The sequence below is a fragment of the Nitratireductor aquibiodomus genome, assembly GCF_900105565.1.
Classification (GTDB): Bacteria; Pseudomonadota; Alphaproteobacteria; order Rhizobiales; family Rhizobiaceae; genus Nitratireductor; species Nitratireductor aquibiodomus.
On sequence record NZ_FNSL01000001.1, the window covers coordinates 1,412,213 to 1,437,906 of the forward strand.

General features: G+C 61.2%; 28 protein-coding genes. 26 read left to right on the forward strand and 2 right to left on the reverse strand.

The window, feature by feature from the left end; translation table 11 throughout:
• Nucleotides 1-26: 26 nt before the first annotated feature.
• The 22 genes from fliF to BLW55_RS06905 all read left to right on the forward strand — a co-directional run bounded on the left by fliF (nucleotide 27) and on the right by BLW55_RS06905 (nucleotide 19,365).
• Complete coding sequence (fliF, locus tag BLW55_RS06795; protein WP_007008621.1) at nucleotides 27-1,667, forward strand: flagellar basal-body MS-ring/collar protein FliF; 1,641 nt, start codon at nucleotides 27-29, stop codon at nucleotides 1,665-1,667.
• A complete protein-coding gene (locus tag BLW55_RS06800; protein ID WP_090327714.1) occupies nucleotides 1,667-2,314 on the forward strand; it encodes a hypothetical protein in 648 nt (215 codons plus the stop codon). Before fliF ends, BLW55_RS06800 begins: the two co-directional genes overlap by 1 nt.
• A complete protein-coding gene (locus BLW55_RS06805; RefSeq protein ID WP_090327717.1) occupies nucleotides 2,311-3,645 on the forward strand; it encodes a MotB family protein in 1,335 nt (444 codons plus the stop codon). The genes BLW55_RS06800 and BLW55_RS06805 overlap by 4 nt, the downstream gene beginning before the upstream one ends.
• A complete protein-coding gene (locus tag BLW55_RS06810) occupies nucleotides 3,642-4,922 on the forward strand; it encodes a chemotaxis protein (RefSeq protein ID WP_090327719.1) in 1,281 nt (426 codons plus the stop codon). Before BLW55_RS06805 ends, BLW55_RS06810 begins: the two co-directional genes overlap by 4 nt.
• On the forward strand, nucleotides 4,919-6,196 hold the full coding sequence (locus BLW55_RS06815) for a flagellar hook-length control protein FliK (protein ID WP_090327722.1): 1,278 nt from the start codon (nucleotides 4,919-4,921) through the stop codon (nucleotides 6,194-6,196). Before BLW55_RS06810 ends, BLW55_RS06815 begins: the two co-directional genes overlap by 4 nt.
• Complete coding sequence (locus BLW55_RS06820; RefSeq protein WP_090327724.1) at nucleotides 6,168-6,722, forward strand: transglycosylase SLT domain-containing protein; 555 nt, start codon at nucleotides 6,168-6,170, stop codon at nucleotides 6,720-6,722. Before BLW55_RS06815 ends, BLW55_RS06820 begins: the two co-directional genes overlap by 29 nt.
• A gap of 138 nt (nucleotides 6,723-6,860) precedes the next feature.
• Nucleotides 6,861-7,535 (forward strand): response regulator transcription factor, encoded by a 675-nt coding sequence (locus BLW55_RS06825; protein ID WP_090327726.1) that lies wholly within the window; start codon nucleotides 6,861-6,863, stop codon nucleotides 7,533-7,535.
• A 100-nt stretch (nucleotides 7,536-7,635) separates the two neighbouring features.
• Nucleotides 7,636-8,892, forward strand: a complete 1,257-nt coding sequence (locus tag BLW55_RS06830) for a flagellar hook protein FlgE (protein WP_090327729.1) — start codon at nucleotides 7,636-7,638, stop codon at nucleotides 8,890-8,892.
• 37 nt (nucleotides 8,893-8,929) lie between these two features.
• Entirely contained in the window at nucleotides 8,930-10,390 is a 1,461-nt protein-coding gene (gene flgK, locus BLW55_RS06835) for a flagellar hook-associated protein FlgK (protein ID WP_090327731.1), read from the forward strand.
• A gap of 11 nt (nucleotides 10,391-10,401) precedes the next feature.
• Nucleotides 10,402-11,451: a flagellar hook-associated family protein gene (locus tag BLW55_RS06840; protein WP_090327734.1), complete on the forward strand. Its 1,050-nt coding sequence runs from the start codon at nucleotides 10,402-10,404 to the stop codon at nucleotides 11,449-11,451.
• A gap of 32 nt (nucleotides 11,452-11,483) precedes the next feature.
• Entirely contained in the window at nucleotides 11,484-11,834 is a 351-nt protein-coding gene (flaF, locus tag BLW55_RS06845; protein ID WP_007008610.1) for a flagellar biosynthesis regulator FlaF, read from the forward strand.
• Nucleotides 11,831-12,268 carry a flagellar biosynthesis repressor FlbT gene (gene flbT / locus BLW55_RS06850; RefSeq protein WP_007008609.1) on the forward strand — a complete coding sequence of 146 codons (438 nt, stop codon included), beginning with the start codon at nucleotides 11,831-11,833 and terminating at the stop codon, nucleotides 12,266-12,268. The genes flaF and flbT overlap by 4 nt, the downstream gene beginning before the upstream one ends.
• Nucleotides 12,269-12,271: 3 nt before the next feature.
• Entirely contained in the window at nucleotides 12,272-12,670 is a 399-nt protein-coding gene (flgD, locus tag BLW55_RS06855; RefSeq protein WP_007008608.1) for a flagellar hook assembly protein FlgD, read from the forward strand.
• Nucleotides 12,671-12,673: 3 nt separating this feature from the next.
• Nucleotides 12,674-12,940: a flagellar biosynthesis protein FliQ gene (gene fliQ / locus BLW55_RS06860; RefSeq protein ID WP_007008607.1), complete on the forward strand. Its 267-nt coding sequence runs from the start codon at nucleotides 12,674-12,676 to the stop codon at nucleotides 12,938-12,940.
• 98 nt (nucleotides 12,941-13,038) lie between these two features.
• Nucleotides 13,039-15,126 (forward strand): flagellar biosynthesis protein FlhA, encoded by a 2,088-nt coding sequence (flhA, locus tag BLW55_RS06865; RefSeq protein WP_007008606.1) that lies wholly within the window; start codon nucleotides 13,039-13,041, stop codon nucleotides 15,124-15,126.
• A 48-nt stretch (nucleotides 15,127-15,174) separates the two neighbouring features.
• A complete protein-coding gene (gene fliR, locus BLW55_RS06875; protein WP_007008605.1) occupies nucleotides 15,175-15,921 on the forward strand; it encodes a flagellar biosynthetic protein FliR in 747 nt (248 codons plus the stop codon).
• A 2-nt stretch (nucleotides 15,922-15,923) separates the two neighbouring features.
• On the forward strand, nucleotides 15,924-16,313 hold the full coding sequence (locus BLW55_RS06880; protein ID WP_007008604.1) for a hypothetical protein: 390 nt from the start codon (nucleotides 15,924-15,926) through the stop codon (nucleotides 16,311-16,313).
• A 60-nt stretch (nucleotides 16,314-16,373) separates the two neighbouring features.
• Nucleotides 16,374-16,919: a rod-binding protein gene (locus tag BLW55_RS06885; RefSeq protein ID WP_025029080.1), complete on the forward strand. Its 546-nt coding sequence runs from the start codon at nucleotides 16,374-16,376 to the stop codon at nucleotides 16,917-16,919.
• 70 nt (nucleotides 16,920-16,989) lie between these two features.
• On the forward strand, nucleotides 16,990-17,355 hold the full coding sequence (locus BLW55_RS06890) for a hypothetical protein (RefSeq protein WP_088941524.1): 366 nt from the start codon (nucleotides 16,990-16,992) through the stop codon (nucleotides 17,353-17,355).
• The gene (locus BLW55_RS06895; protein ID WP_025029078.1) at nucleotides 17,352-17,867 is read left to right on the forward strand and encodes a hypothetical protein; all 516 of its coding nucleotides are present in this window, start codon (nucleotides 17,352-17,354) and stop codon (nucleotides 17,865-17,867) included. The genes BLW55_RS06890 and BLW55_RS06895 overlap by 4 nt, the downstream gene beginning before the upstream one ends.
• 414 nt (nucleotides 17,868-18,281) lie before the next feature.
• On the forward strand, nucleotides 18,282-18,956 hold the full coding sequence (locus BLW55_RS06900) for a MarR family winged helix-turn-helix transcriptional regulator (protein ID WP_244423463.1): 675 nt from the start codon (nucleotides 18,282-18,284) through the stop codon (nucleotides 18,954-18,956).
• Nucleotides 18,957-19,083: 127 nt separating this feature from the next.
• Nucleotides 19,084-19,365: an SCP2 sterol-binding domain-containing protein gene (locus tag BLW55_RS06905; RefSeq protein ID WP_090327737.1), complete on the forward strand. Its 282-nt coding sequence runs from the start codon at nucleotides 19,084-19,086 to the stop codon at nucleotides 19,363-19,365.
• Between the two features lie 88 nt (nucleotides 19,366-19,453).
• Here BLW55_RS06905 and BLW55_RS06910 read toward each other — a convergent pair whose 3' ends face one another.
• Both BLW55_RS06910 and odc2 read right to left on the reverse strand, forming a co-directional pair.
• The gene (locus BLW55_RS06910; protein WP_025029077.1) at nucleotides 19,454-20,017 is read right to left on the reverse strand and encodes a GNAT family N-acetyltransferase; all 564 of its coding nucleotides are present in this window, start codon (nucleotides 20,015-20,017) and stop codon (nucleotides 19,454-19,456) included.
• Between the two features lie 65 nt (nucleotides 20,018-20,082).
• On the reverse strand, nucleotides 20,083-21,216 hold the full coding sequence (gene odc2, locus BLW55_RS06915) for an ornithine/lysine decarboxylase (protein WP_007008597.1): 1,134 nt from the start codon (nucleotides 21,214-21,216) through the stop codon (nucleotides 20,083-20,085).
• Nucleotides 21,217-21,763: 547 nt separating this feature from the next.
• On the opposite strand from odc2, the gene BLW55_RS06920 reads away from it, so the two are divergent.
• The 4 genes from BLW55_RS06920 to BLW55_RS06935 all read left to right on the forward strand — a co-directional run bounded on the left by BLW55_RS06920 (nucleotide 21,764) and on the right by BLW55_RS06935 (nucleotide 25,687).
• Nucleotides 21,764-22,951 carry an amidase gene (locus BLW55_RS06920; protein WP_090329913.1) on the forward strand — a complete coding sequence of 396 codons (1,188 nt, stop codon included), beginning with the start codon at nucleotides 21,764-21,766 and terminating at the stop codon, nucleotides 22,949-22,951.
• Nucleotides 22,952-22,962: 11 nt separating this feature from the next.
• Nucleotides 22,963-23,865, forward strand: a complete 903-nt coding sequence (locus BLW55_RS06925; RefSeq protein WP_090327742.1) for a LysR family transcriptional regulator — start codon at nucleotides 22,963-22,965, stop codon at nucleotides 23,863-23,865.
• A 70-nt stretch (nucleotides 23,866-23,935) separates the two neighbouring features.
• Nucleotides 23,936-24,601, forward strand: coding sequence for a DUF1007 family protein (locus BLW55_RS06930; protein WP_025029075.1), 666 nt, complete (start codon nucleotides 23,936-23,938; stop codon nucleotides 24,599-24,601).
• A gap of 3 nt (nucleotides 24,602-24,604) precedes the next feature.
• Entirely contained in the window at nucleotides 24,605-25,687 is a 1,083-nt protein-coding gene (locus tag BLW55_RS06935; RefSeq protein WP_090327744.1) for a nickel/cobalt transporter, read from the forward strand.
• Nucleotides 25,688-25,694: the final 7 nt, after the last annotated feature.

A 25,694-nucleotide genomic window follows, 5' to 3' on the forward strand; every position in this document is an offset into this window, starting at 1 on the left:
CAGAATTCGTATGGGAGCATTGGGCGTTGCCTGAGCAGATTCAGACCGTCGTTGAAAACCTGAAAAGCCTCGGCCCCCGCCGGCTCGCCCTTCTGGGCGGCATGCTGGCACTGGTCATGGCCGTCATCGTTGCCGGCGCGGCCTATCTGAACAGGCCCGCCTACGAAACGCTCTATGTCGGGCTCGAGCGGTCCGACGTCAATCAGATAGGCCTCGTGCTGGGTGAAGCCGGCATCGGCTTCGACGTGATTTCCGATGGCACCGCGGTTCTGGTTCCTGCCGGCAAGACAGCCCAGGCGCGCATGCTACTTGCGGAAAAGGGCCTGCCGAGCAGCACCAATGCAGGCTACGAACTCTTCGACAATGTGGGTTCTCTCGGCCTGACCACCTTCATGCAGCAAGTCACGCGCGTTCGGGCACTGGAAGGCGAGATTGCCCGTACCATCCAGTCGCTCGCCGGCATCAAGGCCGCACGGGTTCACATCGTCATGCAGGAACGCGGCACGTTCCGCACCGAGGAACGCCAGCCTTCGGCGTCCGTCGTCATTCGCGCGTCCAGTCTCGATGCCACCAATGCAGCGTCTTCCATCCGCTACCTCGTCTCGGCAGCCGTGCCTGGCCTCGACGCGGAAAAGGTGACCGTGCTTGATTCCACGGGCACACTGCTGGCCGCCGGCGACGATCCCTCCAACAGCACCGCACAGCGCTCCATCGGGGTGGAACGCACGGTCGAAAACCAGATCGAGCAGAACATCCGCCGCGCATTGGCTCCCTATCTTGGGCCCGACAATTTCCGTGCCAGCGTCAAGGCTGACGTCAACACCGACGCCCGCCAGATCGAGGAGGTCATTTACGACCCGAAATCACGGGTGGAGCGGTCGGTCCAGGTGGTTCGCTCCAGCGACAGTGCGAATCGCGAGACAGCCATTCAGCCGACCTCCGTGGCTCAGAATCTTCCCGAGGACGATACCGCTGCGACGGCCGGTCCGAAGTCCTCCGAAGAGAGCGAACGCCGCGAGGAAACCACCAACTATGAACTGAACACCAAACGCATCGCCACCACCAGCAATGGGTATAGCGTCGACAAGATGTCGATCGCCGTGGTCGTCAATCAGGCTCGGATCATGGAGATCCTCGGGCCCAATGCAACACCCGAGCAGATCGGTGAACGCATTGCCGATATCCAGAATGTTGTTGCTTCCGCCACCGGCTTCAACGAAACCCGTGGCGACGTGATCAACGTCTCCTCGGTGGAGTTTATCGACGGTCTCGACGGCACACCGATGCCGGAGCCTGGAATTCTCGATGCCGTCGGGCAGCATACGGGCACGCTGATCAACGCTGCCGCCTTCATTCTCGTGGCTTTCCTTGTCACCTGGTTCGGCCTGAAGCCAATCGGCACCAACCTCATGCGCCCCGCGATCGCTCAGGATCCGGCTTCCGGTGAGGCGCAGCGCGCCTTGCCCAACCACGAGGAAGAGCAAGCCCGTCTCATGGACGGCGCTTATTCCGACCCCGAGTTCGAGGAAGACGACACATACGGGACCCATCGTCTCAAGATCCGTCCCGCGCCGCAGGAACGACTGGCGCGGATGGTCGACCTCAATGAAGAGCGCACCGCACACATCTTGCGCAAATGGGCGCGTGCTGAGGCGGAGGCTGGCTGATGCCCCCCGCTCTGTCGCTGATCGACGTGCTGCCGGATTTCGGCACCCCTTCCCCGCCCGCACCCCCGCGCGCTGCAGCCCCCAGCCATTTCGATGCGCTTCTCGAGACCGGGGAGCCACCAGCGAAGGAAGCCGTTCGGCCGCTGCAGACACAGGTTGACGAGAGGATCGCGGCGGCGGAAGCCGCGCTGGCGGAGAGGCTCGCGCATGAACATGCCCAGGCTCTCGAACAGGAGCGTCAGCGACACGCCGAAGAAATGGAAGCGTTACGCAGGCAGCTCGGTGAGGCTGCTGGGCAGACAATCAACACCCGTTTTGCCGCTCTGGAGGATCAGCTCGTCGCCCTCACCACGCAGGCCACGGCACGTATCCTGGGCGGTGTTCTGACGGATGACCTGCAGAAGCGATCGATTGCCGAACTGGAACGCGTGATACGCAGCGCCATCGACGACCGCGAGACGCTGCGCATCCGCGTGAGCGGCTCACCGGTGTTGTGGGAAAGCCTGAAGGCGGGGCTCGGCGAAGAGGCCCGTCATGTGGATTTCGCGGAAGCGCCCGGCTTCGACATCAGCATCTCGGTTGATGAAGAGCTTTTTGAAACCCGGCTCACCGAGTGGTCGGAAGCACTTGCAGGATTGATCTCATGAGCGTGGCCGAAAACGAGGATCGGGCATCCGAGATCATTATCGTTCGTCGCGGCGGCGGCGGCGAAGACGAGGGCCATCACGGTGGTGCATGGAAGATCGCATTCGCGGATTTCATGACCGCCATGATGTGCTTCTTTCTGGTTATGTGGCTGATCAACGCAACCGACGACGATACGAAAACCGCGCTTGCGAGCTATTTCAACCCCGTGCAGCTCATCGACCGAAACACAAGCAGCAAAGGGCTTGAAGATGTTGATGGTGACCCGGTCGACAGCGCACCGAACGATGTCGAGGACGATGCTCCCGGTGCTCCATCGCAGAACCAGGATCAGACATCCGGGCCAATGAGTTTCGAGAACGCTGTCGGCCGCTCGGATATGCAGAAGCTTTCAGACGAAAATCTGTTCTCCGATCCCTATGCCGTTCTCGCAGAAATCGCTTCCAACACCGACACGATGCAGAATGTGTCAGACAGGGGCGATGGCGGCGCGCAGGTCGCGGGCCCGTCCTCGGGCGCCTCCGGCGGTGAATCCTATCGCGATCCGTTCGCCCCGGATTTCTGGTCACAGCAGGTCGCACGGCCACAGATCGGCGTTCAGGGTGACCCCGACAATGCACGCGAAAACCCCGCGGGAAGCGATGTCGACCTCCCGACCAATGGCGAAAATGCCCCACCCGCCGTGTCCAGGGAGGCCCCCAAGACTGACGCTGGAACGGCCATAGCACTGGAACCCGTTCCTGAAGTGGAGCCCGTGAAACCGGCTGAACGGGAAGAGCCCAGGCCACAGGAAAAAGTTCCTCCGGCCGAACCGGAAATGGCGAGCACACAGGAGGCAATGCCGCAGCCCGCCTCTGAGGACGCTGTAAAACGCGGCGAGCAGTTGGCCGAGCAGATCCGCGCTCAACTCGCCGCGCAGTTTGCGGGCACGCCGCTTGAAAGCTCGATTTCAGTCGTCGCAACGGATGAGGGCGTTCTAGTGTCCATCACCGACGACCTTGAAAATGGCATGTTCCCGGTGGGATCGGCAGTGCCTCAGCGTGAACTCGTTCTCGCCATGGACAAAATCGGCCAGACATTGAGCGAGCAGAGCGGAAAGGTCAGCGTGCGCGGCCACACCGACGGGCGCCCCTTCCGCAGCGAAACTTATGACAACTGGCGCCTGTCCAGCGCGCGCGCGCAGGCCGCCTATTACATGCTCGTGCGCGGCGGGCTGGATGAAATGCGCATTGAGCAGGTGGCCGGCTTCGCCGACCGCAGGCTGAAGGTGCCGGAAGATCCCTATGCCAGCGCAAACCGCCGCATCGAAATTCTTCTGGAAGTGCCGCGATGAAGGCAGTTGCGAGACTTGCCGCCATTCTGGTGACCGGCTTGTTTCTCGATGCCGGTGCCGAGGCGGCTTCCATGCAGCCCTATCAGATGGTCCGCTCGCTTCAGCGGGTTCAAGACCGGATTGCAGACGGCGATCATGCGGCCCTGCCCATGCAGCAGAAGCTCCTGGGCATCATCGACAACCGCATGCGCAAAGCCGCACCGGACGATTTTTCCGACCCCCGGAACCTGCAGGCGCTGCTCATCTATGGTCTCAGCGGCGGCAATCCCAAGACGCTGGAGCTCCTGTTCTCGAAGCTTTCGCTGAATGCAGATGAAAGCCGGCTCGGCAATGCGATCGTGCGCTATGCGCTGGGCGACTTCGCCGCTGCCCGGTCCGTGCTCCAGGAGATCGATCCCAAGAGCCTCCCGCCGGAAGTGGGGCCACCTGTCGCCCTCGTCAGCGCGACGGTGACGGCAAGGGACAACCCTCTTTTCGCGGTCAGGATGCTTGACGAAGCCAGGCTTCTCAGTCCAGGCACCCTGATAGAGGAGGCGGCCCTGCGCAGAAGCATCCCCCTGGCTGCCGCCCTCGGGGATACCGAGCGGCTTGCCCGCGCGTCCGAACAATATGTCCGGCGTTTCCTGCGCTCACCCTACGCAACGCAGTTTGTCGACACCTTCGTGGCCGCCGTCGTGGAACTGCACGAAACCGTCGATCCGGGCATGGTCGATGACGTTACGGCGCAGATGTCCAGCGAGCAGGCACGAATCGTCTACCTGCGGCTCGCACGCAAGAGTGCCATTGAGGGTTATGAGCGGCTCCTTGCCTTCGCCTCACAAAAGGCCATGGCCCATAGCGAGGACGCAGACGGTGACAGCGACCCACGGGCCGTTCTCTACGCGAATATGGCTTCCGTCAGTTCGGATAATGTCGACGATGTTCTTGCCGCGCTCAACGGCATCGAACGCGACCGGCTCTCCAGTGCCGACCGGGAACTGCTCGACGCAGCGACCGCCATCGCAAAGGCGGTGCTGGATGAACCCCGCCACACGTCTGCGGTATCCCCGCCCCCCGAGCCGACGCCTGCAGAGGCAGGTCTTCCCGAGGAGGCAGCGATTGAGGACAACGGCATCGTCGAGAACGAACAAAACGCCACCGCGCCCGCATCGCCGGGCACCGACGACCTGGTATTCCCCGGCGATCCGGTGAACGAGGAAGCCGATGGGTACCTGAAAGAAATGCGCAGCAAGCTCGAAGATATCGATGCACTGCTTGAAGAGGAAACCGCGCAATGAACGCCGCTATCAGCCGGAGTTTGCCGACCGGCCCACAGTCACTGGACACAGGTTTGCAGAAGCGCGCCGCCGGCGAGGCTGGTTCCCCCGCGTTCGAGGAAGCCCTCCAGGAAAACCAGAAAGCAAACGGCGACCCGGAGAGAAAAGCCGGAGACGAAGAAACAGGCTGGCACCCGATACGCTGGACCCTGCCGCATCGAATGGGTGGGCAGGAGGGGGCCCCGCGCGACGAAGAGCAACCGGCCGACAGCATTGAAATCTCGCTTTCGGAAGACCAGCCCTCCGATCAGATGCGCGCCGCCTCCACTGAAGCCGGCGACAGGCCAACACCCGTGGCTGCAGATCCTGCAGCGGTTGAGGACGACGGCAAACAGGCACTGAACGGTGAAAGCAGGGCCGCACAGGCCAATGGAGCGCCAAACGCTACCCCTCCAGCCTCAGAACGTGCTGCAGCTGCACCTCACGCTGCAGCCGGGCAGCCGTCACCCCAGACAAATGAACGGCCCCGGGAGCGCACGGCTACGGTAGCCCCGGGCAGGCCTGAACGCCCCGCTCCCGAAACCGCACAGGCGGCAGTGAAAGCAAATGCCTCCGCAGCCGAAAAGCCGGCCGCAGGAGCCGTCGAGCAGCAGCCTGGCCATTCTGGAAAACCCGAGGCGACGCAGCGTGTCGCTGGCGGCAACGGTAGCGATGGGTTGCTGCGTGACAACGCCCAGCAGCACCAGCAACCTGAAATCCGCGTGGTTTCCATCCAGCGCGCACCCGCACCCGCCCCTGTGGCCGGCGGCGAGCTGACACCTCTTGCCCCGCGCGCCGGCACCAGCGAAGCCGCACATCTGCAAACCGGTCAGCAGGGCGAGGCCGGGCGCATGGTGCAGACGTTGAAGATTCAGCTCCAGCCGGCCGAACTCGGGATGGTGACAGCCCGGCTGCGCATCGTTGGAGAGCAACTGACCGTGGACCTGCAGGTGGAAAACACCGAAGCGCGCCATCGTCTCAGCACCGACAGCGATTCCATCGTCAAGGCGCTGCGCTCGCTCGGCTACGATATTGACCGGGTCACGGTGCAGCAGTCCGCGTCCAGTGGTCAAAGCAACACCGCAACCGGCGGCAACGCACGCGATGGGGCGTTCCAGTCCATGAGCGATGGCCGGGGCGAAGGCGACCTCTCACGCGGAGCTGGCGGGGAACGCTCGCCCCGAGAGCAGGCTGGCCGCGACGGAAGACAGGCGCAGGATACCGCCGATGCGGCGCAGAACGGCCTTTATATTTAGCCTCTTCATGCTCGCGGGAGACGCGCAGGCAGCTGGGAACGCCTGCGAGGGCGAAATCCTCCGCGCGGCGGAACGCTATCAGGTTCCGCCCGGTATTCTCTACGCTGTCGGGCTCACGGAGACCGGCGTGAGGGGAAGCCTGCAGCCTTACGCTCTCAACATTGAAGGCAAGGCCGTCTTCGCCCGCAGCGCGGGTGAAGCGATCCGCACCTTCGAGCGGGCACGCGGCGAGGGCAAGAAACTCATTGATCTTGGATGCATGCAGATCAACCACCACTACCATGGCGATCAATTTCGAAATCTAGGGTCCATGCTGGACCCGCGTCAGAATGTCGACTACGCGGCCCGGTTTCTGATTCAGCTAAAGCGGCGGCACGGCTCCTGGTCAATGGCCGTGGCACGCTATCACGCCGGCCCTGACAACGATCCGGCGCAGAAGCGCTATGTCTGCCGGGTGATCACCAACATGGTCACAACGGGCTTCGGTGCGTGGACACCCGAGGCACGCAGTTTTTGCAACCATTAATTGAATTTATTGATTTCCTTGAGCTGAAAAGCATCCATACAGCGACTCCCCAATATTGACTCCTGAGATTTCATGGTTGTGTGCGATTCGCCCGACCAGTTACCACTTGATACATAAGTTGATTCGGAGGGCGGGCCGTTGATTGTCGTGATAGACGAGCGTGAGCTGGTGACTGAAGGTTATCACTCACTTTTCAATCGTGAGGGGGTTGCGAGCGCGGGCTTCGCACCGGATGAATTCGGCGAATGGGTCGAAACGGTCGCCGACGAAGAACTGAAGGCCGTCAGTGCTTTCCTGCTCGGCCAGTGCGAAGAGGGCGACATTCGCGCCCAGCGCATTCGCGAACGTTCGGCAGCACCGCTGATCGCACTCAGCGAACGCAATTCGCTCGATGACACACTGCGCATGTTCGAGTGGGGTGTCGACGATGTCGTGCGCAAACCGGTGCACATCCGCGAAATTCTGGCACGCATCACGGCGATCCGCCGCCGGGCCCAGCAGGAAGCCGCGACATTTACCGAAATCGGTGCCATGCGCATCTACTTCGACGGGCGCGATCCGGAAATCGAGGGGCAACCACTTCCCCTGCCGCGCCGCGAACGTCGCATCCTGGAATATCTGGCGAGCAACCCGGCGCGCCGGGTCACCAAGACCCAGATCTTCAATGCCATCTACGGCATCTTCGACGAGGACGTCGAAGAGAATGTGGTCGAAAGCCACATCAGCAAACTGCGCAAGAAACTGCGCGAAAAACTCGGTTTCGACCCGATCGATTCCAAACGCTACCTCGGCTATCGGCTGGCGGATACATAATCCGCCGGCTTTTTTCCTTCAGAACACGCCACCACCAGTTTCACGCAAGTCACGTCTCCTACCTTGGCCGTGATCGGCGCAGACTACGAGGAGACTTCCGATGGGCCTTTATGGCATGATGCGTACCGGCGTTTCCGGCATGGCGGCACAATCCAACCGATTGTCCACCGTTGCCGACAACATCGCCAATTCCAGCACCAACGGTTACAAGCGCGCGAAGGCCGAATTTTCCTCGCTTGTCCTGCCGTCCTCTGGCGGCTCGTACAATTCGGGCGGCGTCACGACATCAATCCGCTATGAAATTTCCAAGTCCGGCCCGCTGCAATACACCACGTCGGGAACGGACCTTGCCATCGAAGGCAACGGCTTCTTCGTCGTCCAGGGCACCAACGGTCAGCCATTCCTCACCCGTGCCGGCTCTTTCGTGCCGAACGCTGACGGCGAACTCGTCAATGCCGCTGGCTACAAGCTCATGGGGTACAGCTACGCCAATGGCGTTCCCGCTGTCACCGCAAACGGGTATGCGGGTCTTGAAACCGTGACGATCGCGCAGTCGGAGCTGGTAGCGACGCCATCGCGCAATGGCTCGCTCACGGCCAACCTCCCGGCAGGCTCAGATGTGGTCGCCGCTGCGGACCTGCCGTCCGCCAACGCAGCCACGGCACAGTACACGCACAAGACATCGCTCGTGGCCTACGACAATCTCGGCGGCAAGCAGTTGCTCGACGTCTACATGACAAAGACCGGCGCGGACACCTGGGAAGTCACCGTCTACGACCGCGCGGATGCCGCGCCTGATACGTCGTTCCCCTATGCCAACCCGCCGCTGGCCACGACCACGCTCACCTTCGACCCGACCAACGGCAAACTCGCCGGCGGCAGCCCGACGGACATCTCCCTGACCGTACCAGGCGGCGACACGCTGACGATTGATATGTCGGACATGACGCAGCTCGACACGGGCTTCTCGGTCACCGGCAAGGTGGACGGAAGCGCACCCTACGCCATCGACAGCGTCGAGATTTCAGAGGATGGCACAGTCTTCGCTCAATATGCGGACGGATCGCGGCGCGCACTCTACCGCATTCCGCTCGCGACCGTGCAGAGCCCGGACCAGTTGAAGGTCATCACCGGCAACGTCTTTTCCGAAAGCGCAGACTCGGGCGGTGTGCAACTGGGCTTCTCGGGAAGCGGCGGCCTTGGAAAGGTAACGCCGGGCGCGGTGGAGCGGTCCAATGTGGACATCGCCACAGAGCTTACGGACATGATCGAGGCCCAGCGCAACTACACGGCCAATTCCAAGTCATTCCAGACCGGTTCCGAGCTGATGGAACTCCTGGTCAATCTGAAGCGATAAGCGTGGGTTTCCGGAACGGGGGAGTGGAAGAACGTAAATGTCACTGACATCTGCACTGAACATCGCGCAGACGGCGCTTTTCAACACCTCGCGCCAGACCTCGGTCGTCTCTCGCAACGTTTCGGAAGCCAGCAACCCGGACTACGCGCATCGCAGCGCGCTTCTGTCCAGCATGGCTCCCGGCGCGCGCGTCGTCCAGATTCGACGCGCCGCCGATGAAGTTCTCTTCCGGCAAAATCTCTTCGCAATTTCCGCATGGCAGGGCCAGAAAGCCATGTCCGGCGGGCTCGATACGATGCGCCTGACAGTCAATGGCGTCGAGGACGCGAACGCGCCTGCTACCGCCATCAGCAAGTTGCAGGAGGCGCTGCAGCTCTATGCAGGCACCCCCTCGAACGCAACACTCGCCGAAAGCGCGGTGCAGGCGGCACATCAGGTGGTGCGTTCGCTCAATGACGGTGCGGGCGCGGTGCAAAACTTCAGAGCCGATGCCGATCGCGACATCGCAACGGCCGTGGATGACCTCAACTATCTTCTGGGCGAGTTCGAGACCGTCAATACGGAGGTCGTGAACGGGACACGTTCCGGGCGCGCCGTTTCGGATGCGCTGGATCGCCGGGATGCACTCCTCAAGAAGATTTCGGAATATGTGGCCATCTCGACCACGACGCGCTCCGGAAACGACATGGTGATTGTCACCGCTGACGGAGCAACGCTGTTCGAGACAATTCCCCGGCCCGTCACATTCACCCCGAACACGAGCTATGGTCCGGGAACGACCGGCAATTCGGTCTATGTCGACGGCGTGCCCCTGGTGCCGGGTGTTGGTGGCAACACCAGCGCAAAGGGGTCCATCGCAGCTTCCCTTCAGTTGCGCGACGAGACCGCGCTGCAGATGCAGCGCCAGCTCGACGAGGTTGCACGCGGCCTGATCACGGCATTTGCGGAGACCGATCCGAGCGGCACACTCCCGGATATGGCCGGCCTGTTCAGCTGGGCCGGCGGGCCCGGCATCCCGCCTGCGGGCACCCTGATTGACGGCCTGGCCGGTGCGATCCGCGTGAACGCTGCGTTCGACAAGAACGCAGGTGGCGACCCGTCACTGTTAAGGGATGGCGGTGCCAATGGCGCGGCCTATCTGCACAACACAACCAGCGCGGCTTCATTCTCGGATCTGCTCCTGCGCTACTCCGAACGCCTTGACGAACCCATGACGTTCGACCCGCTGGCCGGTCTCGACACGAACCGCAGCGTAACGGCCTTTTCGTTCGATTCCGTCAGCTGGCTGGAAGCAAACCGCAAACAGGCTGCAAGCGGCGCGGAAGGCAAGGAAGCGCTCGCCGTGCGCACGGCAACCGCACTCTCCAACGCAACCGGCGTGAATGTCGACAACGAGATGGCACTGCTGCTCGATCTCGAAAACGCCTATGAGGCATCAGCGCGGCTGATCTCGGTGATCGACGAAATGCTGTCCACCTTGCTGCAGGCAACCCGGTAGAGAGACCGATCATGAAAACCTCCTTCATCTCGTCGCTGGCCATGTCGCAGACGCTGCGCTACCAAACCATGCGCATGCAGGCCGAGCTTGCCGAGAGCCTGAAGGAATCGCAGACCGGACGCCACTCGGACGTCGGCATCGCGCTTGGCGCACACGCTGGCCGCAACCTGTCGATGAACCGCAACATCGATCGTCTAAACGGGCTGATCGACGCCAACGCAATCGCAGCCAATCGTCTTTCGGCAACGCAGAATGCGATGACCCAGCTTGGCGATATGGGGCAAAGTCTCCTTGCCTCGCTGACCGCGGCGAAATCGGACATCGACCAGGTCTCTGTGTCGCGGGGTGAAGCCGAACGCGTGCTCAAGACGATGACCGGCATCCTCAACAGCAATCTGAACGGCGAGTATCTGTTTGCGGGCATCAACACGGACGTGAAGCCGGTGGCAGATTTTCACGATCCTGCCTCCCCGGCCAAAGCCGCCTTCGATGCGGCATTCGTGGCAAAATTCGGTTTCACACAGAATGATCCGGCGGCTGCAAACATCAGCGCGGTCGATATGGATGACTTCCTGACAAATTATGTGGAATCCCAGTTCATCGGAGCGGGATGGGAGACCAACTGGTCGAGCGCATCCAACCAGAAAATCACCAGCCGCATCACCCTGAACGAGACCGCCGAAACCTCGCTCACGGCAAATGAAACCGGTATACGCAAACTGGCCATGGTCGCGGCCACGATCTCCGATCTGCTCAGCGGACCGCTCGGCGAGGAGGCCCGTAACGTCCTGTACGACAGGTCGCTCACGCTTGTGGGAGAAGCGATCGCTGACATCGCCGGTGCGCAGGCCGAGGCCGGTATCGTAGAAAACCGCGTCTCGGACGCGAGCGCGCGCATTTCATCTCAGGTCGATCTGTTCAATACCCTCATCAAGGACAGCGAAGGCATCGATCCTTACGAGGCAGCGACACGGGTCAACGATCTGAGAGCGCAGCTCGATGCCTCATACGCACTGACAGCCCGGCTCCAGCAACTCAGCCTCTTGAACTATCTGCGATAACAGACAGCCGGAACCAAACGAACGGGAAGCACATGTACCAGTTTTCCTACAGCGAAGTTCAGACAGACTCGCTCGCCGACGCCCGAGATCGGGAGGAACAGGTTCTAAGCCGTTCAATCGATCTCCTCCAGGCCGCGCGCGAAAAGGGTGTGAACTCGCAGGAAGCCGTCGAGGCAATCCATTTCATGATCCGCGTCTGGACTGCCTTCATCGACGATCTCGGCAATCCGGAAAACGAGCTTCCCAAGGAGCTCAGGGCCAATCTGATTTCCATCGGTTTATGGCTTTTACGGGAAGGCGAAGAGGTTCGTCAGGGAAGATCGCAGAACCTTGATGGGCTGATCGAGGTGTCGCAGATCATCCGCGACGGCATTCAGCAATGAGCACGTTAAAAATATCACTCAAGGCGAACGAGAAGATCTACGTCAACGGCGCGGTCATCAAGACCGATCGAAAGGTCACGCTGGAGTTTCTGAACAATGTCCAGTTCCTGCTTGAGAACCATGTTCTCCAGGCAGAAGAGGCACGGACGCCGCTGCGGCAGCTGTATTTCACGGTACAGATCATGCTGATCACGCCGGACAATGCAGACGACGCGCGCCGTCTCTTCAGTCAACTCCTGCCCAGGCTCCTCAACAGCTTCACCAGTGAGCGCATTCGTGCCGGGCTGAAGCATGTCGAGGAGCTTGTGGCCAACGGCCAGGTTTATGACGCGCTGAAGGAAATCCGTGCGCTCTATCCTGTCGAAGACGAAATCATGATCCAGAAATCAGGAGCGGCGGAGAGCCAGCCGGTCGCCGCCGTTGCAGGAGAGTAAGCCATGAACGTTGAAGCAGCATCGGGCGCAAAGACCTACGGCAACGGAACGCAGCAGGTCGCCGCACCGCAGACGGTGGACTATCAGGCATTCCTTCGCCTGCTGGTGGCCGAGATGAAAAACCAGGATCCCACGAGCCCGATGGAATCCACCGATTATGTGGCGCAGCTCGCCACGTTCTCGCAGGTGGAGCAGTCGGTGCAGGCCAATGCCAAGCTTGACCAGATCCTGCAGGCGTCCGCACTTGCGCAGGCCGGCAGCCTGGTTGGCCGCGAGATCACGTCCGCCGATGGCGAGACCACCGGCAAGGTCGCTGAAGTCCGTCTTTACAGCGATGGTGTCATGGCCATTCTGGAAAGCGGCGACAAGATCCCCGTCGGACCCGGCGTCATAATCCGTTAGACAATGAACGAAGCCGACGCCCTCGATATCGTCCAGTATGCGATCTGGACCGTCTTGGTGGCCTCCAGCCCCGCGGTCATCGTCGCCATGGTGGTCGGCGTCGGCATCGCGCTTGTGCAGGCGCTGACACAGGTGCAGGAAATCACCCTCACCTTCGTTCCCAAGATCGTGGCAATCCTCGTTGCGGTTGCCTTTTCGGCACCCTTCGTCGCCTCGCAGATTTCCGGTTTCAGCAACGTCATCTTTCAGCGCATCGAAGGCGGCTTCTGACCTCTTCCCGCGCCACTCTCCTCTTTCGCGCAAGCTTGACGCGCTAGCGTCAGCGCGCGGGCGTGCAAACGCGTCCTGAATCGAGTGGGAAGACCGGCATGGCGTTGAGCGAAGCAATCACGGGCGCAGAGACCAGAAAACACGGCCGCGACATCGGCTTTGCCGTCGGCATTGTCATCATTCTGGCGGTGCTCTTCCTGCCCATCCCGGCCTTTCTGATCGACGTCGGCCTCGCGTTTTCGATCGCGCTTTCGGTGCTGATCCTGATGGTCGCGCTGTGGATTCAGAGGCCACTGGATTTCTCCTCTTTCCCCACAATCCTGCTCATTGCGACGATGCTGCGCCTTTCGCTCAACATCGCCACGACGCGCGTGATCCTTTCGGAAGGACATGAGGGGGCGAACGCGGCAGGCTACGTGATCGGTGGTTTCTCGCGCATGGTGATGAGCGGCGATTTCGTCATCGGCCTGATCGTCTTCATGATCCTGGTGGTGGTGAACTTCGTCGTCATCACCAAGGGTTCGACGCGTATCGCCGAGGTTGGCGCCCGCTTCACCCTCGACGCCATTCCCGGCAAGCAGATGTCCATCGATGCCGATCTCTCCGCCGGTACGATCGACGACAAGGAAGCCCAGCGCCGGCGCGCAGAACTGGAAGAGGAAAGCTCCTTCTTCGGCGCCATGGACGGCGCCTCCAAATTCGTGCGCGGCGATGCCATCGCCGGCCTCATCATCACCGCCATCAACATCGTCGGCGGCATCGCCATAGGCTACGCGCGCCACGACATGAGCATCGGCGAAGCGGCGGATGTCTTCACCAAACTTTCCGTGGGCGACGGCCTTGTCTCGCAGATCCCGGCTCTCATCGTGTCACTGGCGGCCGGCCTTCTGGTCTCCAAGGGCGGCACGCGAGGTTCCGCCGATCAGGCCGTGTTCGGGCAGCTCAGCGCCTATCCGCGCGCGCTCTTTGTTGCCGCGATGCTCCTGACCGTGCTCGGCCTTGTACCCGGCCTCCCCTTCCTGCCCTTTGTGGCATTGGCCGGCGCCATGGCCGGGATCGGCTATGCGCTGCCACGGCGGGCGCGCCAAAGGCAGGAGAAGCACAACGAGGCACAGAGACAGGAGCAACTTTCTCAGGAAGAGGAAGAGCGCAACTCCGTCAAATCATCGCTGAAAACCGCAGAGATCGAGCTTCTCATCGGCAAACAGCTTTCGACGCGGCTTCTGGCATCGCATCAGGAACTCGCCTACCGGATGGGCAAGATGCGCAAGAAATTCGCCGCGCAATACGGTTTCGTGGTGCCCGAGGTCCGGCTGACCGACGATTATTCGATCCCGCCAAAGAGCTACCGCATCAAGATCCATGGCACGGTGGTTACCGAATACCAGATGCGCGTGGGAGAACTGCTCGTTCTGGTCGGCAACAACCGCATGCCCGACATCCCCGGCGAGGAGGTCAAGGAACCCGCCTTTGGCATGCGCGCCTTCTCGGTACCGGAAATGTTCGCTGACGACCTGAAACGCGAGCGCTACGCCTTCGCCGACAACATGTCTGTGCTGCTCACCCATCTGAGCGAAGTGATCCGCAACAACCTGCCGCAGCTACTCTCTTATAAGGACATGAAGGCGCTCATTGAGCGGCTCGACCCCGAATACCGCAAGCTTGCCGACGAAATCTGCTCCTCGCACATCACCTACCCGGGCCTGCAGGCGGTGCTGAAGCTGCTCCTGGCCGAGCGCGTGTCGATCCGCAACCTGCACCTTATCATCGAGGCCATCGCCGAGATCGCGCCGCATATCCGCCGCACGGAGCAGATCGTGGAGCATGTGCGCATTCGCATGGCACAGCAGATCTGCGGCGACCTGACCGAGGGCAACACACTCAAAGTGCTGCGGCTCGGCGGCCGATGGGACCTCGCCTTTCACCAGGCACTCAAGCGCGATGCCAAGGGCGAAATCCGCGAGTTCGACATCGACCCACGTCAGCTCGAGGAGTTTGGTCAGGAAGCGAGCACCGCCATCCGCAAGCATCTCGATGCCGGCGAACGCTTTGTGCTTGTCACCGCGCCGGAGGCGCGCCCCTATGTACGCATGATCACCGAACGGCTTTTCCCGACGCTGCCGGTGCTAAGCCATGTTGAGATGGCAAAGGGCGTCGAACTCAGCGTATTGGGTTCGATTTCCTGATGCGCGTCGCCCCTCCTCTGAAAGCGACCGCGGCGGTGGCCTGACGCCATGCTCGAAACCCCGCTTCTGGCAGCCTTTCTCGCCTTCTGCCGCATCGGCGGCTGCTTCCTGTTCATGCCGGGGCTTTCCAGCGTGCGCGTGCCGATGCAGGTGCGCCTGTTCGTGGCGGTGGCGGCAACACTCGCCATGCTCGCACATCTGTGGGACCTGATCACGCCGCATGTCTCCAGTGAGCCTGGTCCACTGTTCCTGCTCATTGCCTCGGAACTGGCCATAGGAGCGCTGATCGGCCTCATTGCGCGTCTCTACGTGCTGTCGCTTCAGTTCATCGGCACATCCATGGCGATGTTTTCCGGCTTCGGCATGGCGGCAGGCGGTACGGCCATTGAGGAGGCGGAAGCACAGCCGCCCCTAACCGCACTCATTTCGCTGTCAGCCCTGATGCTGCTTTTCGTTCTCGATTTCCACCATCAGATCATTCGCGCACTTGTGGTCTCCTACGAGCTTGCCCCGATCGAAAGCCTGTTCGATCCGCAGGCGGCACTGACCGACATCACCGACACGCTGTCCGACGCATTCTTCGTGATGATCCGGCTTGGCAGCCCGTTCCTAGCCTATGCCATCCTCGTGAACCTAGCCATCGGCTTCATCAACAAGCTCACGCCGCAGATTCCGATCTACTTCATCTCCCTGCCCTTCGTGATTGCCGGCGGCATCATCCTTCTTTACTTCGCCATCCCCTCACTCCTCGGACTCTTTGCCGAGGGCTTCTTCCCGATCTTCGAAGGACGCTAGCGATGCCGACACCCCGCCAGAAGCGCCTGCAGAAACTGGTTCTGGTGATGCAGCGCCTCAAGGACTTCCATCAGGCACAGCACGCCGCGCACATGGCCGAAGCCGCTGCCGCCCGGGACGAGGCAAGAACCATCACCGAAACGCTCGACAGCGGCACCGCCATGACCGCATTGTTTCCCGAGCTCTACCACCGCCGTGTTGCCAGCGCGCTCGAGCGCAGCCGCACAAGTGCCGATCGCGCCCGGCAGGAGGCCCAGAGCATCATGCAGGCGGATGCACGCAGCAACGCGCTCGCCCGCGCCTACCGCGAAGCCGCTGATCTCGAAGAACGCAGCGCCGCCGACAAGGAGCGTCTGGAGTTTATCGAACGCCGCAGGACAAACGGAGCTTAAGCCTCCCACAAGCTTGTTCTGGGAATATGTCCCTCACAGACACGAACGATGGAGGACGCCTTGGCGATATCGCCTCCCGGCGACATTGTCCTGAACGTGGCGCGCGCCGCCGACCCCGCCAAAGCCGCAGCCGCCAGAGAGCGGCTCCAGGCAAAGTCGGGTGCGACCGCCAGCTTCTCGGCAGTGTTCGACAACCAGCCCGTCGGCACCACGAAGGTCAGCGTGAACGCCCCCTCCGATGTCGAAAAGAAGTTCGAGGCGATGGTGCTGCAGAACTTCATGCAATCGCTTCTGCCCGAGGAAACCTCCGCCGTTTACGGCGAGGGCCTTGCCGGCGAAATGTGGCGCTCCATGCTGGCACAGCAGTTAAGCGAGACGCTGGCTGAAAAAGGCGGCATCGGCATCGCCCGCAACGTCCTGCGCGACTACACGGTTGAAAACGAAAAGCCAGTGCCCGTGGGCGCCGTCTCTCAGACGCCCGAACAGGAGGCGATCGGCAGGCGAACACTTCTTTCCACCGCCATGGTCGAGGAAATCGAGCGACACGCCGCGAAAACGCTGGGCGTAAACACTGCACCGTCGTCCAGCCGCGACGAAGAGAGCTGAAGTTCAGAAACGGAACGAAACCATGTATGATATGACCTCCGCAGCCCACTCCGAAAATGCCTCTCTGGCTATGAGCCAGCACGGCGGCGCAAGCGCCCTGGCAATCATGCGCCGCATTGAGGAGACCATCGATGCCGAGACGGCTGCGATCCGCAATGATCCTGCCTTCGACCTCAAGGCTTCCAATGCACGCAAGAGCCGCCACCTCTACGAGCTCACCCGCGCGCTCAAAGGAGCCAACGAGGCCGGTCTTGCCAGTGCGCACCGCGACGCCCTTATCCGCCTGCGCGACAAGCTCGCCGACAACGAAGCCACCATCCGCGCGCATATGGGCGCAGTGAATGAGGTCGCCGATCTGCTTCAGGACGCCATCCAGCGCGCCCAGACGGACGGCACCTACTCTCAGCAGGAATTCGGGCAGGCCTCGCCAGCATGATCAAGTTCGTCTTCGCCGCCCTCTGGATCTGCGCCGTGACGGTCGGAACGATGCTTTATTCGTTCCAGTTCTCACAGGCCAAGATCAGTGCCGAGCCACCGCCTGCATTCTTCGGCGGTCTCGACTATGTGAGCACCGATGTCATATCGGTGCCGGTCATCAAGGCCGGGACGGTGGACGGCTACTTTCTGACCCGCCTCTCCTACTCGGTCGATTCCAAGAAGCTGCCTGCCCTGAGCATTCCGGTGGAGACGATGCTGGTGGATGAAATCTACTCCCATCTCTATGCGAATCCGGCGATCGACTACGCCAGCGAGAATGGGTTCGATGTCGCCGCCTTCCGCGACGGCCTGCGCGAGAGTATCAACAAACGTGTGGGCGAAAAGCTCATCCATGAAGTTTTCATCGAACAGGCCGACTATCTCTCGAAGGCCGAGATCCGTGACAAGACCGCGCGCAGCCGCCTTGGGCCAGCCGACGCGGCACCCGCACCGCAGAAGAACGCTCACTAGATCGCCGTGCGTCCGTCGGGACGCACAAAGGACGATCTAATCTATTGATGGAGCATCGAAACAATCCAAAATCCGGAGTCCACTTTTCGGTCCGACGTTTTAGGGCCGGTCAACGCTTACACGAAATGGGGAAGCGACCCGAATTTCAGGCACTCACGCCTCCGCTTTCATCTTCCTGGCTCTCGTTGACCATCGGGTTTACGCTCCGACCCGGACCATAAACCGAGCAAAATGGTCAGGCCCGATAATCGTTTGCATATTTATAAAAATATAAATTTGGATGTTTGAAAAAATATCTCCCATAAAGATTATATCGGGAAATAGAAGGCGAATAAAACCTGCTTTCTGAGAACTTTTGTATCTCCACGCCTCATTCCTGTCCAAAATCGATTTGTTTAATGTGGATATAAGGCGTTGCCTTATACGGCCAACGTATGCAAACAGTCTTTCGCTACTGCATTTATCTCGCCATTTTTCGGTAGAGACGCGGAGCGCTGTTTCGACGCTGCGATTTGCGCGGGCCGAAAGAGTATAGTTTGGAGATTTACAGTGACGATGACCCAGCCCTCGGTCGATATTTCCGCCCGGACACCGGACAAAGATTATCTTGATGTCTTTGATACAAATGCAAACAGCCACTGCTTACCGCTTCTGGCGACAGCCATCGGGTACAAGCTGCGCCGCGCTCAGCTTGCCGTGTTTCAGGATTTTCAGAAATCGTTCGCCTGCGTAAAGCTGCGGCCAACGGAATTTGCAGTGCTTTCCCTGATCGCCACCAACCCCGGTCAAAAGCAGACCGAAGTAGCGGAGCAGCTCGGCATCAAACGCGCGAATTTCGTTGCACTTATGGATTGCCTGGAAACCCGCGGCCTCGCCGAGCGCCGCAAGGGTGACATTGACCGCCGCTCGCACTCGCTTCACCTCACCGCGAAGGGCTCGGATTTTATCGCCGAGATATCCAAGCTGTGGGCGCAGCACGAGAAGCGGATCATTGAAAGACTGGGCGGAGAAGAGAACCGAGACGCTCTGATCGCACTCCTCGACCGTCTGCTTGCCGGCAAGAAGAGAACCCCGATCCCGCGTCGTTAAAGCCAACAAAGACGTTGACGTAAACGTCAACTAACGTCTAGTGTCGGCCATCGGCAACGCGTGCCTCGCACGGGTGAAGCCAATTGCACGACAACACAACGCAGATGCGTTTACAGGGAGAATATGCATGGGGATGGAAGCAATCGCCGAGAAAGTGAAGGCACGCGTGGCAGACTCGGGTTTCGGCCGGTCAGTGAAATTCGACTGCGGCAATGACGGCGTCGTCGTCATCGACGGAAACACGGTTTCCACCGAAGACAGTGACGCCGATTGCGTTATCAGCCTGTCGAAGGACGATCTTGAAGCGATGATCGCAGGCGATCTCGACCCAACCGCTGCCTTCATGCAGGGCAAGCTCAAGGTCGACGGCGATATGTCGGTCGCCATGCAGCTCAGTCAGGTTCTGTAACCGGCGCTTGACAAACGGGGCGTTCATACCCCCCCTGGACAGGCATATACGGGCGGATCGCGATACGAGAGCGGTCCGCCCTTTCGTTTTACGCAACCAGATTCCGGGTGATCCCGGTGCGACCGCTGGCACAGAGCGTTCCGGATGCGTTTGCGAGCGCACCGGGCCGGAGTTCGAGCGCCAGAAACCGATCCGTCTCATAGGGCCCGGGCATGGCAAGCGCACCCGTCAGCTCCGATGAGAAGCCAAACCGCTCATAGTAAGCAGCATCGCCAACCAGCAGGATCGCTGTGTGCTCCAGTCGACGCGCCTCGGCGATTGCATGGCGCATCAGTGCAGCCCCGACGCCACGTCCCGAAAGCGCAGCCTCCACCGCAAGCGGCCCGAGAAGGAGCGCGTTTGCCCCCTCTGCGCCCAGGCGCACGTTCCAAAGCCGGACAGAGCCGATCAGATATCCTGCCTCGTCACGCGCCACGAAAGCCAGCCCTTCGGCCGGCAAACGGCCACGGCGCAGCTTCTCCGATGATTTCAACCTGCGCTTCGGTCCCATGACACGGTCGAGCAGAGCCTCGCGCTCAGCCAAGTCCCGCGCGGTTTCACAAAGAATAGAAAAGGCGTGCGCTGGTGCGCCACCGACAACAGCCTGGTTCATGGCCTCGATCCCGAAACCCGAGAAATCCGGCCCGCGCAGGTTTGCGCGGGCAACCCGTTTCACTGTCAGATCACATAGGATCGAAGCGGCTCAAATCCGTTGAAGGCCACCGATGCGTAGGTCGTGGTGTAGGCGCCCGTACCTTCGATCAGCACTTCATCGCCAATGGTCAGCGACAGCGGCAGCGGATAGGGCGTCTTCTCATACATCACGTCAGCGGAATCGCAGGTCGGACCGGCCAGCACGCACGGTGCCGTTTCGCTGCCATCGTGACGCGTCACAAGCGGGTAGCGGATCGCCTCGTCCATGGTCTCGGCCAGACCGCCGAACTTGCCGATGTCGAGATAAACCCAGCGCACATTATCGTTGTCGGCCTTCTTGGAGATCAGGACGACTTCCGACTTGATCACGCCGGCATTGCCTACCATGCCGCGGCCCGGCTCAATGATGGTCTCGGGAATTCGGTTGCCAAAATGCTTGCGCAGCGCCGAGAAGATCGCCTGACCGTATGCCTGGGCAGCCGGAACGTCACGAAGATACCGCGTCGGGAAGCCGCCGCCCATGTTGACCATGCGCAGCACGATGCCCTCATCCGCCAGCGCACCGAAGACACCACGGGCATCCGCCAGCGCACGGTCCCATGCATCAAGGTCGGTCTGTTGCGAGCCGACATGGAAGGAAACGCCATAAGGATCGAGGCCGAGCGTTCGGGCATGGCGCAGAACATCGACCGCCATGGCCGGAACACAGCCGAATTTGCGTGAGAGCGGCCATTCAGCCCCGGCACCATCCGTCAGGACGCGGCAGAACACGCGTGAACCGGGGGCAACACGTGCGATCTTCTCCACCTCTTCCTCGCAGTCGACGGCAAACAGGCGAATGCCAAGCTCGTAGGCACGCGCGATGTCGCGCTCCTTCTTGATCGTATTCCCGTAGGAGATGCGATCTGCGGTCGCGCCCGCATTCAGCGCCATCTCGATTTCCGCCACGGAAGCGGTGTCGAAGCTGGAGCCGAGCTGAGCGAGAAGGCGCAGGATTTCCGGCGCAGGATTGGCCTTCACAGCGTAGTAGATCCGGGAATCGGGCAGTGCCTTTTCGAAGGCGCAGTAATTGTCACGCACAACATCGAGGTCGACGACGAGGCAGGGGCCGTCGGGACGTCGGGTGGCGAGGAAATCGAGAATGCGCTGGGTGGCCATTTGTCTCTCCAATCGCGGCATCCGGGCCGCGTTACCGAAGCTTCGAAACTGCGAAAGCGAACCTCGCTTCCGCGGTGGACAAAGGGCGCGGCATGCGCACACGGGAGCCGGCAGGTGGAGAGCACCGGAACCAGTTCATGCGACAACGCGCTACGATGCATTCCCGCCACGCGGCGAAGATGCGCTTTGTCTGCCTCAGCTTTGGATGGGAGACCCCAACCGCACTGCCGGCAATGAAGGTGTGCCTCTTCAGTAACCCCGGCTTTTGGACAGCCGGCAGACACCAGAAAGGCCCGCACCGTCGTTGCTTCAAGATGTCCTCGGTTTGATGGTTGGCCATCAGACCGACTGGAGCGGTTAGGTCCAGGTACCGTACCGGTTTCCTCGCCATATTCGAGGTCCGGCGGACACCCACAGGCACGTGCGACTTTGGGCAGCGCGGATATAGTCGCAACGACTGTCACAATCAATGAAAAATTTTATGCGCTTGAAAAAAAGAGCGCGAATGCCGACCTTTGTCGCTCTGGGATCGACGAGGAAAACGAAGATGATGAAGATGCGCGATACGCTGAACGCTTTCCTCGACTATCCAGACGCTCCTCCTCCAGCCTCGGGCGAGGGTCCGCTAGCAGGCCTGACGCTTGGCGTGAAGGACATTTTCGACGTTGCCGGCTATCCGACCGGTGGCGGCAATCCACGTCGGGCCGAAATCCATTCCTGCGCCCCGGGCACCACACCGCCGATCCAGAGTCTGCTCGACGCGGGCGCGCGGTTCATCGGCAAGACCCAGACAGACGAACTGACCTTCTCCATGATCGGGCAGAACGCCCATTACCCGGCGCCGGTCAATCGCGCCGCGCCCCAGCGTTTCACCGGCGGTTCGTCTTCCGGTTCGGCGGCTGCCGTCGCCGGCGGACTGGCCGACATCGCAGCAGGCTCCGACACCAATGGTTCGATCCGTGCGCCAGCCTCCTATTGCGGCCTGATCGGCCTCCGCACCACCCATGGGCGCATCCCGCTCGACGGCGCCATGCCGCTTGCCCCCTCTTTCGACACGTTCGGCTGGTTCGCACGCGACGCCGCAACTTATGCCCGTGTCGGCGAAGTGCTGCTTGGCGACGACCCGTATGACGATGACCTCGCACGCCCCGTCCGGATCCCGGAATTCGAAGCGCTCCTCTTCGGAGAGAAGGAGCGCGCCGTCTACGGCACAATGCTTTCGTCCGTCGTGCATCATTTCGACCGGGAGGCCGCCTTCCTCGCGCTACCTGGTTCCCCGGAACAGCTTTTTGAATGCTTCCGCATCATCCAGACTTTTGAGGCCTGGGAGGTGCATGGCGATTTTATCCGCAGTGCAAAACCGGAACTTGGCCCCGGTGTCAGGGAGCGCTTTGAGTTTGGAAGCCGCATCAGCGCTGCAACCGTTGCCGGGGCCCGCGGGGAACGCCGGCGCTTTCAGCAGGATTTCGCCGCGCTCTTCGACCACGACATGGTGCTGGTCATGCCGACCCAGCCAACCGCTGCGCCACTGAAAAGCGCAACCCAGGAAGAGCTCGACCGCTACCGAGGCCTTGCACTCAAACTCACCGCCATCGCCGGCCTGCTTGGCTGGCCGGAGATCACAATCCCCCTCGGCCAGGTGCATGGTGCCCCCTTCGGCATCTCGCTTCTCGGACCCGCCGGCAGCGACCGGCAGCTCATCCGCCTTGCCGCCGATTTCCTCTCCGGAAGCTGAAGGAAACTCCCTTGGATACACTCAGCCGTATGCGCGCATTCGTCGATGTTGTCGAAGCGGAGGGCTTTTCCGCCGCCGCCCGCAAAGTGGGAAAGTCGAAAGCGCTTCTGTCGAAATATGTCCGCGAACTGGAAGATGAACTCGGCGCGCTCCTGCTCAACCGCACCACGCGGCAATTGTCCCTGACGGAGGCCGGCCACACCTATTTCGCCCGCGCCGTCGAGCTCCTGCGCGACGTCGAGGACCTCGCCGAAGCGGTGCGCGATTCCTCCGGAGATGTGCGCGGCAGGATCAAGCTTTCCGCACCCCGCACATTCGCGGACGCTCCAATCGGCCAGTCCCTGATCGATTTTGCCGGGGCACACCCCGATGTCACGCTCGAGATCAATCTCGACGACCGTTTCGTGGATCTCGTCGAGGAAGGGTTCGATCTCGCTATTCGCATCACCAAGCTGGCCGACTCTTCGCTCATCGCCAAACGTCTGGCCCCCTTCCGCGTGGCGCTTTGCGCCTCACCCGATCTGATCTCCCTTCACGGAGAGCCCAGAAGCCCACAGGATCTCACCCACCTGCCCTGCATCGTCGACACAAACAGCCGTTACCGCCAGAACTGGCCCTTCAGGCTGGATGACGGAACCACCGTCAATGTCCCCGTGACCGGGCGCCTGGAGGTCAACAGCCCCATGGCAGCCCGCGCTGCGGCGCTATCGGGCCTTGGCTTTGCGATCCTGCCCGACTTCATCGCGGACCCCGAAATCAGCGCCGGCCGTCTCGTGTCTCTGCTTGAGGAAAACAGTTTCGACGGCGCCGGGATTTACGCCATCTACCCACACCGCCGATACCTGCCTGCAAAGGTCCGCGCCCTGGTGGACTATCTCGCGCAATGGCTGAAGGAAAATTACCCAATCAAGTAACATATCGTCCAATTTCCGCCCGGTTCGTGTAGAAAACAGCACAAGCCAGATGGGAGCGGGACGATTGTACATGGCGATTCGGACAAATTTCATGCTCAGAGCCGGGATATCCCTTCTCGCTCTGACTTTTGCGGCGCCTGCCTTCGCCCACCCCCACGTCTTCGCCGAAGCCAGGCTTGACGTGAACACGGATGGCAATGGAAACGTTGCCTCCCTGCACCATGTCTGGCGCTTCGACGACCTGTTTTCCAGCACGGTTCTTGTCGAGTTCGACAAGAACCAGGACCTCGCGCTCGACCAGGCAGAGCTGGACGAGGTGGCGAGCGTGGTTCACGGGTCGCTTGCAGACTTCAACTACTTTCAGCTTGTCACCCGGGACGGCAAGGATGTGCCCATGCAGGCACCCGAGCGGCTCATTGCCGATTTTGTCGACAATCAGCTCATCATCCTGTTCGAATCGAAGCCCGAAACGCCTCTCCCCCTTACAGGCAAGATCGCCTTCGGCGTCTACGACCCCACATTCTACACAGCCATCGACTTTATCGAAGACAGCTACATGACCGTCAACAGTCTCCCGGCAGGCTGCACCAGCAGCGTTGTCCGTCCGGACCCCGATGAAGCGATCGCCCAGAACCAGCAGACCCTGACGGACGCCTTCTTCGACGATCCGACCGGCAATGACATGAGTAAGATTTTTGCGACCCGCCTGGAGTTAACCTGCAGCAAGGATAGCTGACCCATGCTCCCATCCCGCCGTGTCGTCATTGCCGCTGCAGCAATCACTCTTATCGCCGCGGGCGCAGCGATGGCACAAAGCTCGCTCGGCATCGGCGCTGCCGAACCGGCTATCACCCCGGCCGGCCCTTTTGCCGGCACCCTGCAATGGATCAACACCCAGCAACAGGCCTTCTACCGTACGCTGACCGGTGCACTGAAGGCGATGCGCGAGGATGGCAGCAGGCTCTGGGTCCTGATCGGTCTTTCCTTCGCCTATGGCGTTTTCCACGCAGCCGGGCCGGGACACGGCAAGGCAGTCATCTCTTCCTACATGCTGGCAAACGAGGTGGCGCTGCGCCGCGGCGTCATCCTTTCCTTCGCTTCCGCTCTTCTCCAGGGGCTGACCGCCATCGTCCTGATGAGTGTCGTGTTCCTTGCGCTGCGTGGCACCTCGATCTCCATGACCGACGCCGCCTGGTTTCTGGAAACCGTCAGCTTCGGCCTGATCGCGGCTTTCGGCGCCTGGCTCCTGTGGCGCAAAACCTCGGGCCTGATGCGCACCAGCGCGCCCGCTCCGCAGCCCATGCACAGCCTTTCGGCAGCGCATGTCCATGAGCACACACACCATCACGACCATCACCATCCGGATGAACACGCGTGTGGACATGACCATCACCACGGGCACGGGCACGGGCACGAACATTCGCATGATCACGGTCCCGGCGAGGTCTGCCCCAGCTGCGGTCACGCACATGCGCCAGATCCCGCCATGCTGACGGGTGAGCGTTTTGACTGGAAAACCGCAGGCTCTGCCATCGCCGCCGTGGGCATACGTCCCTGCTCCGGCGCACTGATCGTGCTCACCTTCGCGTTTCTCAACAGCCTCTGGCTTGGCGGCATTCTGTCGGTGGTCGCCATGTCGATCGGAACGGCAATCACCGTTTCGGTTCTGGCAACACTTGCGGTGACGGCAAAGAACTGGGCGGTGGCGCTGTCAGGCGGCAATCGTGCGAGCAACCGCATTCACAACGCGATAGAGATCGGCGGCGCTGCCCTTGTCATGGTTCTGGGCCTCACCCTCCTTGCCGCAAGCCTTGCCGCGTGACACTGGA